At 70.1% G+C, this 14,586-nt stretch carries 12 protein-coding genes; 5 read left to right on the top strand and 7 right to left on the bottom strand.

The genetic code is table 11. The features are described 5' to 3' along the window. Positions 1-195: 195 nt before the first annotated feature. Positions 196-2,100 carry an ATP-binding cassette domain-containing protein gene (locus ACTJLF_RS23365; RefSeq protein WP_132755290.1) on the top strand — a complete coding sequence of 635 codons (1,905 nt, stop codon included), beginning with the start codon at positions 196-198 and terminating at the stop codon, positions 2,098-2,100. Positions 2,101-2,191: 91 nt separating this feature from the next. Then, on the top strand, positions 2,192-3,916 hold the full coding sequence (locus ACTJLF_RS23360; RefSeq protein WP_132755288.1) for a phospholipase D family protein: 1,725 nt from the start codon (positions 2,192-2,194) through the stop codon (positions 3,914-3,916). Between the two features lie 18 nt (positions 3,917-3,934). On the opposite strand, the gene ACTJLF_RS23355 is transcribed toward ACTJLF_RS23360, so the two are convergent. The 4 genes from ACTJLF_RS23355 to ACTJLF_RS23340 all read right to left on the bottom strand — a co-directional run bounded on the left by ACTJLF_RS23355 (position 3,935) and on the right by ACTJLF_RS23340 (position 8,921). Next, entirely contained in the window at positions 3,935-4,858 is a 924-nt protein-coding gene (locus ACTJLF_RS23355; protein WP_132755286.1) for a copper chaperone PCu(A)C, read from the bottom strand. Between the two features lie 32 nt (positions 4,859-4,890). Continuing rightward, complete coding sequence (locus ACTJLF_RS23350; protein WP_132755284.1) at positions 4,891-7,182, bottom strand: TonB-dependent receptor; 2,292 nt, start codon at positions 7,180-7,182, stop codon at positions 4,891-4,893. A gap of 153 nt (positions 7,183-7,335) precedes the next feature. After that, positions 7,336-7,707 carry a DUF2946 family protein gene (locus ACTJLF_RS23345; protein ID WP_132755282.1) on the bottom strand — a complete coding sequence of 124 codons (372 nt, stop codon included), beginning with the start codon at positions 7,705-7,707 and terminating at the stop codon, positions 7,336-7,338. 11 nt (positions 7,708-7,718) lie between these two features. Further along, positions 7,719-8,921, bottom strand: a complete 1,203-nt coding sequence (locus ACTJLF_RS23340) for a TraB/GumN family protein (protein ID WP_132755280.1) — start codon at positions 8,919-8,921, stop codon at positions 7,719-7,721. 64 nt (positions 8,922-8,985) lie between these two features. On the opposite strand from ACTJLF_RS23340, the gene ACTJLF_RS23335 reads away from it, so the two are divergent. Together ACTJLF_RS23335 and ACTJLF_RS23330 are read left to right on the top strand one after the other, a co-directional pair. After that, the gene (locus tag ACTJLF_RS23335) at positions 8,986-9,399 is read left to right on the top strand and encodes a VOC family protein (protein WP_019657508.1); all 414 of its coding nucleotides are present in this window, start codon (positions 8,986-8,988) and stop codon (positions 9,397-9,399) included. 4 nt (positions 9,400-9,403) lie between these two features. After that, positions 9,404-10,576, top strand: coding sequence for a toxin-antitoxin system YwqK family antitoxin (locus ACTJLF_RS23330; RefSeq protein ID WP_132755278.1), 1,173 nt, complete (start codon positions 9,404-9,406; stop codon positions 10,574-10,576). 122 nt (positions 10,577-10,698) lie between these two features. Here ACTJLF_RS23330 and ACTJLF_RS23325 read toward each other — a convergent pair whose 3' ends face one another. The 3 genes from ACTJLF_RS23325 to ACTJLF_RS23315 are packed head-to-tail and all read right to left on the bottom strand — an operon-like array spanning position 10,699 to position 13,689. Further along, the gene (locus tag ACTJLF_RS23325) at positions 10,699-11,673 is read right to left on the bottom strand and encodes a Bug family tripartite tricarboxylate transporter substrate binding protein (RefSeq protein WP_126185860.1); all 975 of its coding nucleotides are present in this window, start codon (positions 11,671-11,673) and stop codon (positions 10,699-10,701) included. A gap of 46 nt (positions 11,674-11,719) precedes the next feature. After that, entirely contained in the window at positions 11,720-11,941 is a 222-nt protein-coding gene (locus ACTJLF_RS23320) for a hypothetical protein (RefSeq protein ID WP_440883995.1), read from the bottom strand. Beyond that, the gene (locus ACTJLF_RS23315) at positions 11,938-13,689 is read right to left on the bottom strand and encodes an FAD-dependent monooxygenase (protein ID WP_440883994.1); all 1,752 of its coding nucleotides are present in this window, start codon (positions 13,687-13,689) and stop codon (positions 11,938-11,940) included. The genes ACTJLF_RS23320 and ACTJLF_RS23315 overlap by 4 nt, the downstream gene beginning before the upstream one ends. 110 nt (positions 13,690-13,799) lie before the next feature. Here ACTJLF_RS23315 and ACTJLF_RS23310 point away from each other — a divergent pair, with 110 nt between their 5' ends. Then, a complete protein-coding gene (locus tag ACTJLF_RS23310) occupies positions 13,800-14,582 on the top strand; it encodes a LuxR C-terminal-related transcriptional regulator (protein WP_440883993.1) in 783 nt (260 codons plus the stop codon). The last annotated feature ends 4 nt before the right edge of the window (positions 14,583-14,586 follow it).

Here is a 14,586-nt window from a genome sequence, read left to right as displayed (position 1 = left end):
CCAGCCGCTTCAACAACACAAGGCCGTCAGTAGCGAAGCCCTCGAGTATATGACATTTCCGGGCGTGCGCAAGATGCTCGTGAAAGAATCTTGGATCACCGTCACCACGTGCCTCCTCTACATATCTACATATATAGGGGAGGGCCAGTGCCCCCAAGAGCCCCCGACATCCCCTCCTCCGATAATCCGCGCCACATGGCACTCATCACACTCCTCGACGCGCAACTCGCGTTCGGTCACGTCCCGCTGCTGGATCATGCGGACTTCTCACTTCTCGAATCGGAGCGCGTCGGCCTGATCGGCCGCAATGGCGCAGGCAAGTCTTCACTGCTCAAGATACTGGGCGGCCTGGAGAAGACGGACGACGGCACGCTCCAGCTGCAGCAGAACCTGCGCGTGGCCTACGTCGCCCAGGAGCCCGCGCTCGACATGGACTCGGACGTCTTCACCGCCGCCAGCCAGGGCCTGGCCCCCGTCATCGCCCTGCGCGATCTCTATCTGTCCGGTGCCGAAGGCCTGGACCTCGACGCGCTCCAGTCGCAGATCGAAGCCTTCGACGCCTGGAACTGGGAGCAGCGCGTGGAGGAAACGCTGCATCGCCTGCACCTCGATCGCGACGCGCGCGTCGGCTCGCTCTCCGGCGGCACCCGCAAGCGCGTGGCCCTCGCCCAGGCACTGGTGGCGGCTCCGGACGTCCTCCTGCTGGACGAACCCACCAACCACCTGGACCTCGACTCCATCGAGTGGCTCGAGCAGCTGCTGATCGACTTCAAGGGCAGCGTCGTCACCGTCACCCATGACCGCAGCTTCCTGAACCGCGTGGCGACCCGTATCGTCGAGCTGGACCGGGGCAAGCTCGGCTCGTATCCCGGCAACTTCGAGCAGTACCTCGCCCAGAAGGAAGAGCAGCTCGCCCAGGAGGCGGTGATCAACGCCAAGGCCGACAAGCTCCTGGCCCAAGAGGAAATCTGGATCCGCAAGGGCGTCGAGGCGCGCCGCACCCGCAGCCAGAGCCGCATCACGCGCCTGCAGGAATTGCGTGCCAGCCACGCCGCCCGCCGGAACGTGCAAGGCAGCGTCAACATGGACGTGGCCTCGGGCCAGGCCAGCGGCAAGATCGTGGCCGAGCTGACCGACGCCACCAAGTCTTTCGGCGAGAAGACCGTGATCCGCAAGTTCAGCGGCACCATCCTGCGCGGCGACAAGGTCGGCCTGCTCGGCCCCAACGGCGCGGGCAAGACCACCCTGCTGAAGCTGATCCTCGGCGAGATCGAGCCCGACGGCGGCAAGATCCGCCGCGGCACCAACCTGCAGGTGGCGTACTTCGACCAGATGCGCGACAAGCTCGACCTCGACGCCACGCTGGAGGACTTCATCAGCCCCGGCAGCGAGTGGATCGAGATCGGCTCGCAGAGAAAGCACGTCAAGAGCTACCTCTCAGACTTCCTCTTCTCCCCCGCGCGCGCCAACTCCCCCGTGCGTTCGCTCAGCGGCGGCGAGCGCAACCGGCTGCTGCTGGCGCGCCTGTTCGCCCGTCCGGCCAACGTGCTGGTGCTCGACGAGCCGACCAACGACCTGGACATCGACACGCTCGAGCTGCTCGAGAACCTGCTTCAGGACTACGACGGCACCGTGTTCCTCGTGAGCCACGACCGCACCTTCCTCGACAACGTGGTCACCAGCACCATCGCGTACGAAGGCGACGGCAGCTGGCGCGAGTACGAAGGCAGCGTGCAGGACTGGCTGACCCAGTCGAAGCGCGCCCGCGAGATCGCGGCGCAGCGCCTGGCTGCCGCCGCGCCGCCGCCGGCTCCTGCGCCCGCTCCTGCCGCCGAACCGGCCGCCCCGAAGGCGGCGGCGACCGGCGTGCGCAGGAAGCTCTCGTACAAGGAGCAGCGCGAGCTCGACGCCCTGCCCGCCCAGATCGAGGCCCTCGAAGCCGAGCAGAAGCGCATCACCGAGATGCTGGAGCTCGACGGCGGCGCCATCTATGCCACCGACTCCTCGCGCGCGGCGGAGCTGGCGCAGCGCCACGCCCAGATCGACGACGAGCTTCTCGCCGCGATGGAGCGCCAGGAAGAACTCGCAGCCGGCCGCTGACATCCGCCCGAGCCGGCCGTCCGACGCCCGGCGGGCCCGGACTAGGCTATATATGCGGCACCCTCTCTCCGAGCCCCGGGAAAGCAGCCGCATGTCCTCCTCCTTCCAGACGTTCCTCCGCCGATCCTCGGCCCTGCTCGCGCTGATGATCCTCGGCGCCTGCGCGCAACTGCCGCAGAACGTCGACCGCCCGGTTTCGACAGCCATCGCCGCGCCCGCCACCGGCACCGCGCTGGCCGACCTGGTGCAGCAGCGCCGGCAGGCCGACAAGGCCGGCTACGAATCGGGCTTCCTGCTGCTGGGCGGTCCGCAGGCCGCCTACGGCAGCCGCCTCGCGCTGATCGAGGGCGCGCAGAAGACGCTGGACCTGCAGTACTACGCCATCCACGCCGACGCCAGCACCGGCCGCCTGGTGCGCGGCCTGAGGGCGGCCGCCGAGCGCGGCGTGCGCGTGCGCGTGCTGCTCGACGACTTCCACTCCACCGGCCGCGATGCGCTGGTGCTGGGCCTGGCCTTCGTCCCCAACATCCAGATGCGGCTGTTCAACCCGCTGGCGGGCTCGCGCGACTCCTCCTTCAGCCGGCTGCTCAACTCGATCGACGACGCCTCGCGCATCCAGCAGCGCATGCACAACAAGCTGTTCCTGGCCGACAACGTGCTGGGCGTGACGGGCGGGCGCAACCTGGGCGACGCCTACTTCGGCAACGCGACCAACGGCAACTTCGTCGATGTCGACGTGCTGGCCGCCGGCCCCATCGTGCAGGACCTCTCGCGCAGTTTCGACAGCTACTGGAACAACGAGCGCGCCTACCCGGTGCAGTCGCTGGTCACGCGGGAGGAACTCCAGGCCATGCGCGACCGCGCGCGAGCGGCCGACCAGGAACTGGCCGACGAATCGACCCGTCGGCAGGAAGGCGAAGGCCCGCCCACCGCCGAGCAGCGCGCCCGCGCCTGGGACGAGAAGCCGCTGGACCTGCGCACCGCCACCTTCGTCTGGGCGCCGGCGGTGATGCTGGCCGACAAGCCCGGAAAGATCCCCGCCGACTCCGGCCCCGGCAGCACCAAGGCGCCCGGCCTCGTCGTGAGCCGGCTCGACGACAAGCCCGGCACCTCCCGCGGCGCGGCCTCGCTGGAAGCCGCCTCCGACATCGCCGCCAACGGCGACACCGTGGTCGAGGGCCTGCTGCACCTGATCGGCCAGGCGCGAACCGACCTGACCATCATCTCGCCCTACTTCGTACCCGGGAAGGACATGCTCCAGGCCTTCTCGGCCGCCCGCGGCCGCGGCGTGCGCATCCGCGTGCTGACCAACTCGCTGGCTTCCAACGACGCCCCGGTGGCACACGTGGGCTATGCGCGCCACCGCGAGGAACTGCTGAAGATGGGCATCGAGCTCTACGAGCTGCGCAGCGAGCAGGCGAGCTTCGGCACCGTGTTCGGCGGCTCCACGGGAAGCAGCGGCGGGAGCACGGGCATCTCGGGCGAATCGCGTGCGATGCTGCACTCCAAGGTGCTGGTGATGGACGGCCGGCTGCTGGTGGTGGGCTCGATGAACCTCGACCTGCGATCGCAGCTGCAGAACACCGAGATCGCACTGCTGATCCGAAGCAACGAGCTCTCGCGCGCCGCGTCGGAGCAGATCGAGCGCGGCATGCGCGAGCGCTCGTGGCACGTCGAGCTGGTCGACGGCTCGCTGGTGTGGCGCGCCCCCCAGGGCAGCGGCCTGAAGGACGCCACCACCGAGCCCGACGCCGGCGCCATGCTGCGGCTGATGCTCAAGCTCTTCGGGCCGCTGGCGCCCGACCAGCTGCTCTGAGAGCGGAAGCGGCGCCGGTCAGTGCTTGTGCTGGTGCGCAGCGCCGCCGGCATCCGCGCCTTCGGGCGCGCCCACCGGCAGCGTCACGTCCAGCGTGGTCTTGGCACCCTTGGCGTCCTGGAAGCTCAGCGTCATCGGCACGGTCGCGCCCTTCGCCAGCGCGCCCTTCAGGTCCATCATCATCACGTGGTAGCCGCCGGGCTTGAGCTCGACGGTCTGGCCCGCGGGCAGGTCGAGGCCGCTCGAGAGCTCGCGCATCTTCATGGTGTCGCCCTCCATCTTCATCTCGTGCACTTCGGCGACGCCGGCGGCCGGCGTGGAGATGCTCACCAGCTTCGCGCCGGTGGGCGAGGTCAGCTTCATGAAGGCGCCGGTGCCGCTCTGGCCCGGCACCGACTGGCGCACCCAGCCGTCGCGCACGTCGACCGTGGCCACGCCCTGCGCCACCACGTCGAGCTTCGCGGCCGGGCTCTTCAGGCCGGCGGTGGAACTGCCCGAGGCCGGCACCTCGGCCCAGTCGGCTGCGCCCACGTCGCAGGTCTGCAACACCTTGAACCACAGCGTGCCCGGCGTGGACGGCACCTTGCCGCGCAGCACGAACTCGGCGCGCTCGCTGCCGGGCAGCGCGTTCCCGGGCGTCTCGGCGGTCCAGCGGACTTCGCCTTCGCCATCCTTCGCGCCCTTCTGCACGTCGAGCTTCCAGCCCTTGCGCGCCTGCGCGTCGCTCAGGATGAAGCCCTTGGGCAGGCGCACGGCCAGGCCGGTGGTGGCCTTGGCGCCTTCGCAGGCGTGGCCGACGCGGAAGGCGGCGTCGTAGTCGCTGCCGACGGTCACGCCGCCCGGACGCAGCGTGACGTGCGCCACCGCGGCGCCCATGCCGGCCAGCATGGCGCAGGCAGCAGCGGTGGTCCTGAGGATGGCCAGCGGAATCTTGTTCGTCATGTCGTTTGGTCCTTGCAGTTGGAATGGAAAAGTCAAAGGTCGAACTTGAGCTCGGCCACGTAGGTGCGCTGCGGGTACGGGTGGAAGGCCCAGTACTTGTTGTTGTTCAGGTTGTCGATGCCGAAGGAGGCGCTCCACTGGCGGTCGATCCGGTAGCGTATGCGCGCATCGACCACGAAGAACTTCGAGAAGCCCATGTACGCGAAGCCGTTGGGGTCGCTGTTGTCGAGGGTGCCGTACTGCCTGCCGCTGTAGCGCGCGCCCACGGTGTAGCTCCAGCGGTCGTCCGGCCGGTAGGTGGCCAGCAGCGTGGCGCGCACCCTGGGCACGCGCGGCTGGTCGTGGCCGACGCTGGCGGGGAAGCCGCCGTTGGCGGTGATCTTCGAGCGGGTGAGCGTGAGGCTGCCGCTCAGGTCCAGCCCGCGCACGCCCACGTCGGACGCGTTCAACGCCACCTCCAGCCCGCGCGTGCGGATGACGTCGACGTTCTGCACCGTGCTCACCAGGTTGTTGAGCGCCTGGGTGTAGAGCGCGTCCTTCGTGTTCTCGAAGAAGAGCGTGGTGCGCAGCACGCCGTCGAGCCCCCAGCCCTTGAGGTCGCGCTCGGCGGTGAGCTCGGTGGTCCACGAGCGCTCGGGCCGCAGGTTGGGGTTGGTGTTGACGATGCGGTTGCCGTCGATGGAGCCCTGGTAGAGCTCGCTCACGGTGGGCATGCGCACCGCGCGGCCGGTCGAGGCCTTGAGCAGCCAGTCGGAGGTGGCCTGCCAGGCGACTGCCGCCTTTGGCGAGTCGTAGCTGTTCTTGCGCGGCGAAAAGTTCAGCAGCGTGCTGGCGTTGCCGAGCTGGCCGCCGTAAGCCTCCCAGCGCTCATGGCGCAGTCCGAGCGTGGTCTTCCAATCTTTCGCGAAGCGCCAGGTGTCCTGCACGTAGAGCGACTGCAGCCGGGTGTTGCCGTTGAAGGCCGAGAACGGCGAGACGGGCGAGCCGCCGATCCAGTCGAGCGTGTTGCCGACGCTGGTGCGAAGCCGCGCCGTGTCCTGCTGGAAGCCGAAGTCGACCACGTGCGCGCCCACGCCCTCGGCCGAGCCGGTGGGCCGCCAGGTGCCGGCGGCCTTGAAGGTGCTCCAGCCGGTGCCGCCCATGTCGGTGGTGCGGCCCGGGCCGCCGCTGAAGGCGCCGGGCAGCGGCGTGGTGGGCGTGCGCGAGGTGTCTCGCGAATAGTCGTACAGGCTCGCGGCAACCTCCCAGTCGAACACGCCGCCGGTGTGGCTCTTCACCGAAAGGCCGTGCATGTAGTGCGTGAGCGCGGTTTCGGTGGGCGCGAGCGCAGCGCTGGGCGAATCGAGGTTGTAGGCGCGCCCGCCGATGTTCACCCGCCCGCCGTACACCGGCCGACCGAGGGCGTCGCGCAGCCAGGTGTCGACTCCGCCGTGCGTGGTGTTGTTCCACGCGCCGAGCGTGTAGGTGGCGCGCACCGTGGGCGAGAAGTCGTAGGCCAGCTTGAGCTTGGCCTGCTCCTGCGTGGTGTCGTAGATGGTGGAGCCGCCGACCAGCCACCAGGGCTGGTTCGACGGGTTCAGCCCGCCCACCGCGCCGGTCACCGGCGTGCCCGCGTTGCCGATCGTGCCGGCGCTGACGAGCCGGTTGCCGAACACCAGCGCCTGCCCCTTGCTGTGCGTGCGCGATGCGCTGAGCCACCACGACCAGTCGCCGCTGCGGCTGCCCAGCGACAGGTCGAGCTGCTGGCCGGCCGGCGAGGAGTGGCTGTTGTACAGGTCGAAGTTCGAGACGAAGCCGCTGAGCTTGACGTGCGCCTCGAACTTGGTGGGCATGCGCGTGACGTAGTCGACCACCGCGCCCACCGAGTTGCCCGGGTACGCGGCCGAGAACGGCCCGTAGAGCACGTCGACGCGCTCGATCTCTTCCGGCGACACCATGCCCCAGCGCGGCGCGTAGGTGGCGCCGTTGCCCAGCGGGTTCGACAGCATGATGCCGTCGGCATAGACCATCGAACGCGCGCTGTTGCCGGTGCCCGAGGCGCGCGTGGCCAGCACGGCGTGGTTGAAGTCGCCGATGTAGCGCTTGCGCACGACCAGGCTCGGCAGGTACTTCAGCGCGTCCTCGCTGTCGGTGGCGTTGACGGTCTCGACGATCTGCTCGTGCGTCACGCCTTCGATGGTGGTGGGGATCTGCGCGGGCAGCGAGGTCGGCCGCCCGCCGGTCACGGTGATGGTGTTCAGCGTGCGGCCGCCGGGGCCGCCTTCGGCGGTGTCGGCCGGCTGCGCCTGTTGCGCCAGCGCGGGCGCGCCAAGGGGAAATGCCATGGCGATCGCCAGGGCGCGGGAATGCTTTTTCAAGAGGAACCTTCTCCACGGAGCTTCAAGCCGGACGGGCCGGACGGGCCGGACGGGCCGGACGGGCCGGACAAGCCGCGCACGCGCTTCGGGCGCGCGTGCACGGCTACGGTTTCGAGAGCGTCAGGAGAAGGTCGGAGGCCCGCGCGCCGGCAGCGGCGCCGCGGTGGCCGCGGCAAGGCGCGCGGCGGGGATGGGCTGGACCACGCGGCCCAGCGGCAGGGGAAGATCGAAGGCCGGGGCTGCCATGGCCGGCGGCGGAGCGCCGGTCAGCACGCACAGCGGGCAGTCCATGTGCGAGGCGCCCATTTCCTTGACGCCGTCCTCGGTGTGGACCACCACCTTGATGGAGCCCGCGGCGGAGCACACGAGCTCCATGGCCTGCGGGTTCACCAGCGGCGACGCCACCGCCACGCCCAGCGACATCACGAACCACAGCAGCACCCATCGACCGGCGAGGACGATGGAGCGGGTGGATCGGTGCAGCGCGTGCATGGCGGCCGCGATTATCGGCGCACTTTGCCCTTGGCGGCAGGGGCAGCGGCCTTGGAGGGCGCAGCCTTGCCGGTGGCCTTGGCCGGCGCGCGGGCCCCGCCCCTGGATGCGGCGGGTGCCGCCTTGGCGGACTTTCCGCCCCTTGCGGCAGCCGCGGGAGCCGCCTTTCCGCGCTGGCCCTTGACCGCCTTGCCGCCGCGCACGGCCCTGGGCGCCGGCGACGGCGCAGCGAGCGCGGGCATCGGCTGCGCGGTCTGCTCCTGTGCGCTGGTGAGCACCGGCGTCACGGTGAAGCCCCGCGCCGCCATCAGCGTGGGCAGCCCCTGCGGGCCGATCATGTGCAGCGCACCGACCGCGGCGAACACGCCCTTGCCGCCGGCATGCAGGCGCTCGATGCCGTCGGCGAGGTTCGGGTTGCGGTCGTCGAGCAGACGCTTGAGCAGCCGCTGCTCGGCGGGCGTGTTGAGGCAGTCGCACCACTCGGAATAGCGGGACAGCCGGGCCGCGTCGCTGCGGGCCCAGACCTCGGCCAGCTCCTTGATCTGGCCGCGCAGCTTGCCCGATTCGAGCTCGTCGAGCGCCGCGTCGACCTGCTCGGCCTCCTCGGCTTCTGAGCTGCCCGTCAGCACCTTGAGCTGGTCTTCCGCATTCTCGAGCGCCACGATGGGCTTGTTGCCGTTGCGCGCCGCGACGGCGAGCGTCTCGTCCACGCCGAATTCGGGATAGAGGCCGTCGACGCGCCCCACCAGCCCGGCCAGCGCCGTGACCTGCAGGATCGGCTGCAGCTTCGACAGCGAGCCCGGCGGCACGCAGGCCTCGCTGTTCTGGCGCTCGAGCCGGCGGGCACGCTCGCCGCTGAGCATGCGGGCCAGCAGCTCGGGGTCGGCGGGCCGGGCCATGGCGCGGGCGGTGGCTTCGTCGCGCATGTCGAGTTCGAGCGCGACGGTGTCGCTCTGCGCCAGCGCCTTCTGGATGGTGGGGCCGGGCCGCACCCAGTCGCCGCGGCCGATGTGGATGGTGCCGTAGAGCCACGAGGTGCGCCCGTCGCGCTCGATGCGCCAGAGCACGCCGCGGTCGACGCCGTTGCGCAGGCCGACACCGGGCTTCTCGAGGCTCGCGATGGCGGAAGGCGGGCAGGCGGCCTGGGCCGCCCCGAAGGTGAAGAGGAAAGCGATGCCGCACAGGGGCGCGGCGAGGATCCGGAGTATCCGCAAGGCTTGCTCCACGATGAAAGAAAGTCCGGCATTCTCACAGCACCGCTGCCCATAATCCGAAACCATGCAGAGCATCTTCCACCTTGCCTTTCACGTTCGCGACCTCGACGTCGCCCGCAGCTTCTACGGCGGCGTGCTCGGCTGCCCCGAGGGCCGTAGCACCGACACGTGGGTCGACTTCGACTTCTTCGGCCACCAGATTTCCCTTCACCTGGGAGAACCCTTCGCCACCGCACGCACGGGCCGCGTCGGCGACGTGATGGTGCCCATGCCGCACTTCGGCCTCGCGCTCGCGCTGCCCGACTGGCAGGCGATGGCGCAGCGGCTGGAGGCCGCCGGCACCGAGTTCGTGCTGAAGCCGCAGGTGCGCTTCGAAGGTCAGCCGGGCGAGCAGTGGACGATGTTCTTCCACGACCCGTTCGGCAATCCGATCGAGGTCAAGGGTTTCCGTTCCCTGGACTCCCTCTACGACAAGTAAGCAGATGATCCCGCGCCCGGCAGCCGTCGTCGCTCCCCTCGCGCTGCTGTGCGCCACGCTCGCGCACGCCCAGCTCGACTGCGAGCTCAACGGCCACGGCGTGAACCCCGACAACGGCAGCAGCATCGCGGGCAAGACCGGCCTGCTGCGCTGCAAGGACCGCTCGAGCGGCGAGCTGCAGCGCGAATCGCAGATACAGAACGGCGTGGCGATGGGCCTCGTGCGCATCTACGAGAAGGGCCGGCTCGCCAAGGAGCAGAGCGTCAACGCCAAGGGCAACCTGCAGGGCCGCGCGCGCGAGTTCTCCCCCACCGGCCGCGTGCTGCGCGACGCCACCTACGACGACGGCCAGGAGCGCGGCCTGGTGCGCAGCTTCTACCCAGACGGCAAGCTGCGGCGAGCGATCTTCTATCCCACCTCCGACACCGGCGGCGGCAGCGAGCGCGCCTCGGTCGAGTTCACCGAGCACGGCCAGCTCTCGGCCCTGCGCTGCGCCGACGCGCCCACGCTGGCGCCGGTGGTCGACGACGCCAGGCTCTGCGGCTTCTCGGGCACCGGCCCGTCGCAGGTCGACCTGTTCGACGCGCGCGGCATCCTGCGCTCGCGCCTGTCGTTCGTGTCGGGCAAGCGGGTGCGGGCGCAGAGCTTCTACGACAACGGCAAGCCCTCGTCGCTCGACGAGACCGTGGGCAACCAGCGCACCGAGCAGAGCTTTTCATCGGAAGGCATCAAGCGCCGCGAGACCGCCTTCCTGCTGGTGGAACGCACGAGCATCCGCGTGCGCGAGCAGGCCTTCTCCGAGAAGGGGACGCTGGTGCGCGACCAGCGCTGGAACAGCGCGGGCGAACCCATCGTCGACGACGCCTACTACCTCAACGGCCAGCCGCGCAGCAAGTCGGCCTACAGCGGCAGCGGCGACGCGCGCAGCGTCGAGATCACCGAGTTCTACGACAGCGGCCAGCGCGCCGCGCAGGGCCGCTACGAGATCCAGGGCCGCAACCGGCAGATCCCGGTCGGCACCCACCAGCGCTTCAGCGAGAAGGGCACGCTGCTGGCCGAATCGAGCTTCGACGCCAAGGGCCGCGTCACGCGCGAGCGCGTCTGGGACGAGAACGGCGACCTGCAGCGCGACGACGAAGTCTTCGAAGACGGCTCGCGCAAGGCATATACAAGGTAACGCCCCCAGGCTCCGCGCACTTCATGTCGCTCCTCCACCCCCTACCGGGGGCAACACCTGCGGCCCGGCCAAGCCGGTTCCGCGGTGTTTCGCGAAAAGAGAAGAGCTGCTCCTTGGCGAGCTCAGTCCAGCTTGATTCCTGCCTGCTTGATGATCGGGCCCCAGCGCTTCGACTCGGCGCGCGACAGCGCCGCGAACTGGGCCGGCGTGCCCGGCATCGCTTCCATGCCGAAGTCGTCGAAGCGCTTCTGCACGGCCGGCGTGCCGAAGGCCTTGTTCAGGTCGCCGTTGAGCTTGCTGACCACCGCCGCCGGCAGGTTGGCCGGGCCCAGGATGCCCTGGAACGCGAACACCTCCGTGTTGGGCACGCCCACCTCGGCCAGCGTCGGCACGTTGGGCAGCGGCTTGCTGCGCGCGCCCGAGCCGATGGCCAGCACGCGCACCTTGTTGGTCTGCATGATCGGCAGGCCCGAGGCCAGGTCGAGGAACATGCAGGGCACCTGGCCGCCCATCACGTCGGCCATGGCCGGCGCGGCGCCGCGGTACGGGATGTGGGTGATGAAGGTGCCGGTGCGCACCTTGAACATCTCCATGGCCAGGTGGTGCGGCGAGCCGTTGCCCGGCGAGGCGTAGTTGACCTTGCCGGGGTTGGCCTTCACGTAGGCGAGGAACTCCTTGAAGTCCTTCGCCGGGAAGTCGGGATGCACCACCAGGGCCAGCGGGAACTTGCCGATGGCGCCGATGTAGGTGAAGTCTTTCTCGGGGCTGAAGGGCAGCTTGCTGAACAGGTGCTCGTTGAAGGCCAGCACCGCGTTGTCGGCCGACAGGATCGTGTAGCCGTCGGGCTTGCTCTTGGCGACGATGTCGGCGCCGATGTTGGTCGAGGCGCCGGGGCGGTTGTCCACCACGATCTGCTGGCCCAGCGTCTGGCGCATCGCCTCGGCCAGCACGCGCGCGATCACGTCGGTGCCGCCGCCCGCCGGATAGGGCACGACCCACTTGATGAGCTGTGCGGGGTACTCCTGCGCGCGAGCGAAGGGCGATGCGGCCATTGCGGCGCCGGAGGCGAGCGTGGCGAGAAGGGTGCGGCGATCCATGGAATCAGTCTCCAATCTGCTGGTTGTATGTATGTCGTTCCGGAAATCAGGAAGCGGACAGCGATGGTACGGGCAGAGCCCGCAGCGCGTCGGCCAGTGCGGTGCGGCAGCGCGCCTCGTCGCCGACCTGCTCGAACAGCAGCAGCGCGAGCCGCGCGAGGAACAGCGATTCGCGCTCGGCACCGGCTTCGGTGATGGCGCGCGCGCATTCGGCATAGAGGCGGTCGCGCGCGTCGGGTTGGAGCTGCGATGTGGTCGTCGTCGTCATGCGGAAATCTCCCGGGCCGCGCGGGCCAGTGCGGGTTGCAGGGCGCCAGCCGGCAGGCGATGCCAGCGCGCGGCCACGTGGCCGTCGGGGCGCAGCAGGTAGACCGCGCCGTCCCTTGCACCGAGCGCGTCGAACACGGCGGGCGATGCCTGCGCGTCGGCGCCGTCGACACCCGGGCTCGCGACGCTGCGCACGACGAAGGGCAGCGCGCCCTTGCGCGCCCGTTCGATGTCGGCGGCAGGCAGCGCGACGAGGTCGGGCCGCAGCACCAGCAGCGTGAAGGTGGGCGCGATCCAGTCGGTGAGATGGCCGCGCTCGAGCTGCTGCTCGGGCATCGCCTCGCCCGGCAACGGGCCGGCGGGCAGCGCATCTCCCTCGCTCGATAGCGGCGATGCGGCATAGCGCACCGCCTGCGTCTGGCGCGGGTTGATGAGTTGCGCGATGCCGCGATGCGCCTCCGACAGCGACAGCGCCGCCTCGCGCAGCAGATCGAATCCGCGCGAGGGCGGCGACATGAACTCGGTGCTGCGCATCGCGTTCTCGGCGTTGACGTGGAAGGCCTCGATGCGCTCCTGCGAGTACGAATCGAGCAGCGCCGCGCCGGACAGCCCCTTCGCGACGAAGGCCAGCTTCCATGCGAGGTTGTCCGCGTCGTCGAAGCCGGAGTTGAGCCCGCGCACGCCGAAGATCGGCATGGCATGCGCCGCGTTGCCCGCGAACACGACACGGCCGTGGCGGTAGCTCTCAAGCGTCATCGCGCCGGCGCGATAGACCGAGGTCCACACCGTCTTCCACGGCAGGTGGCCTTCGCCGATGGCGTCGAGGTGGCGCTGCACGAACTCGGCGACGGCTGCCGGCTGCAATGCCTCCTCGGTGCTCTGGCCGGGACGCAGCTGGTAGTCGATGCGCCAGATGTCGTCGGGCTGCCGGTGCATGAGCACGGTCGAGCCGGGGTTCCAGGGCGGGTCGAACCAGGCGCGGCGCTCGGTGGGGTGGCCGCTCTTGAGCTCGATGTCGATGATCACGTAGCGGCCTTCGTAGCCCGTGCCTTCGAGCGCGAGGCCCATCTGCTTGCGCACGAAGCTCTGGCCGCCGTCGCAGGCCGCGAGCCACCGGCCGCGCAGGCGGTAGGCGCCTTCGGCGTTGCGCACGTCGAGCGTCACGCCTTCGTCGTCCTGCGAAAGGCCGCTGAGCTCGGTGCCCCAGCGGATGTCCACGAGCCCCGGCGTGCGCTCGTTGCGGCGCAGGATCTCCTCCAGCAGGTAGTGCTCGGCGTAGTACTGCTCAAGGTTGATCATCGGCGGCAGCTTCTGCCGCTCGTCGTGCGGCATCTCGAAGCGGAACACCTCGGCGGTCTTGTAGAAGCTGCGCCCGCCGGTCCAGGGCAGGCCCTTGTCCATGAAGGCGCTCAACACGCCGAGCCGCTCCATGATCTCCAGGCTGCGGCGCGAGATGCAGGCCGCGCGGCTGCCGACGCACACGGTGTCGTCGGCTTCGAGGATCACGCTGCGCACGCCGTGGTTCGCGAGCCCCAGCGCGAGCGCCATGCCGACCGGGCCGCCGCCCGCGATCACCACCGGATGGCTGGCGGCTTCGACGCCGTCGGGGCCGAGTTCGGGCGTGCGCGGGTCGTAGCGCGTGTAGTGGAAGGCGCCGACCGAAGGCGGCAATCCGGCATCGGCGCCGGGCCTCGGCGGCACGGGGCCGCTGGCGGCATCGCCCAGGGTGGCAGCGGGGGAGTTCGTCATGCGGCGGGATTGTCCCGATGCGCGACGAGCGGCAATGTCATAACTTCGTACGAGGTGTTTACCCGCATGCGCGCCCTCTTCGTCTTCCCTTTCTTCCTCCGTCCCCGGCCATGAGACGCTGGCGCATCCAACCTTCCGAGGACGCCGCGCTGGCCGCGGCCGTGGTCGGCGACGTGCTCTCGGGCGTGGGCACGCCGCTGCTCGCGACCAGCTACCTCAAGGCCATGCAGCGCGTGATGCCGGTGACCTTCTGCACCGTGTTCGTGGTCGATGCGGCCGGGCGCATCGAGCTGGTGTCGGCCGCCAGCAGCTACGGCAGCACGGCGGAGCGCACATCGGAACGCTACGTGGCGCAGCGATTCGACCTGCTCGACCCGAACATGGCCTGGCTCGCAGCGCGCAAGCTGCCCGGGCGCGCACAGCTGTGGATGGGCCACCAGCGTGCCAACGAGGTGGCCGACCCGGTGTACCGCGCCGCCTGCTATGGCGACGTGGGCATCCGCGAGCGCGCGTCGGTGCTGTTGCTGCAGCCCACGGGGCAGCGGGTGGCGGTGAGCTTCTATCGCAGCTTGGCGCAGCCGGAGTTCGGCACGGCCGACTTCGCGCTCATCGAGGCCCATGCCACGCTGCTGGCCGATGCCACCGCGGCGCATGGCCGCAGCGCGGTCGGCGCCCGCAAGGCGGTGGAACCCGCCCTCGCCGAACGGCTGCTGCGCCTGAGCCTGCGCGAGCGCGAGGTCATCGGCCACCTGATGGCCGGCCGCACCGCCAAGGAGGCGGCGCGCGAGATCGGCGTGGAGCTGACGACCGTGCGCACCCACCAGTACCGGGCGTTCCGGCGGCTGGGGATACGGTCGCAGAAGGAGCTGCTGCGCGGCGCGGGGCCGCACTGAGCGT

Source organism: Variovorax sp. 22077, from assembly GCF_052044195.1.
GTDB lineage: Bacteria > Pseudomonadota > Gammaproteobacteria > Burkholderiales > Burkholderiaceae_C > Variovorax > Variovorax atrisoli.
This window is presented reverse-complemented; position numbering and strand designations above follow the sequence as displayed.

Excerpts from the sequence above, each read along its gene's own strand:
- ACTJLF_RS23330 (WP_132755278.1), top strand. The coding sequence starts at position 9,404 with ATGATCCCGCGCCCGGCAGCCGTCGTCGCTCCCCTCGCGCTGCTGTGC.
- ACTJLF_RS23335 (WP_019657508.1), top strand. The coding sequence starts at position 8,986 with ATGCAGAGCATCTTCCACCTTGCCTTTCACGTTCGCGACCTCGACGTC.
- ACTJLF_RS23345 (WP_132755282.1), bottom strand. The coding sequence starts at position 7,707 with ATGCACGCGCTGCACCGATCCACCCGCTCCATCGTCCTCGCCGGTCGA.
- ACTJLF_RS23315 (WP_440883994.1), bottom strand. The coding sequence starts at position 13,689 with ATGACGAACTCCCCCGCTGCCACCCTGGGCGATGCCGCCAGCGGCCCC.
- ACTJLF_RS23310 (WP_440883993.1), top strand. The coding sequence starts at position 13,800 with ATGAGACGCTGGCGCATCCAACCTTCCGAGGACGCCGCGCTGGCCGCG.
- ACTJLF_RS23320 (WP_440883995.1), bottom strand. The coding sequence starts at position 11,941 with ATGACGACGACGACCACATCGCAGCTCCAACCCGACGCGCGCGACCGC.
- ACTJLF_RS23350 (WP_132755284.1), bottom strand. The coding sequence starts at position 7,182 with ATGGCATTTCCCCTTGGCGCGCCCGCGCTGGCGCAACAGGCGCAGCCG.
- ACTJLF_RS23360 (WP_132755288.1), top strand. The coding sequence starts at position 2,192 with ATGTCCTCCTCCTTCCAGACGTTCCTCCGCCGATCCTCGGCCCTGCTC.
- ACTJLF_RS23365 (WP_132755290.1), top strand. The coding sequence starts at position 196 with ATGGCACTCATCACACTCCTCGACGCGCAACTCGCGTTCGGTCACGTC.
- ACTJLF_RS23325 (WP_126185860.1), bottom strand. The coding sequence starts at position 11,673 with ATGGATCGCCGCACCCTTCTCGCCACGCTCGCCTCCGGCGCCGCAATG.
- ACTJLF_RS23355 (WP_132755286.1), bottom strand. The coding sequence starts at position 4,858 with ATGACGAACAAGATTCCGCTGGCCATCCTCAGGACCACCGCTGCTGCC.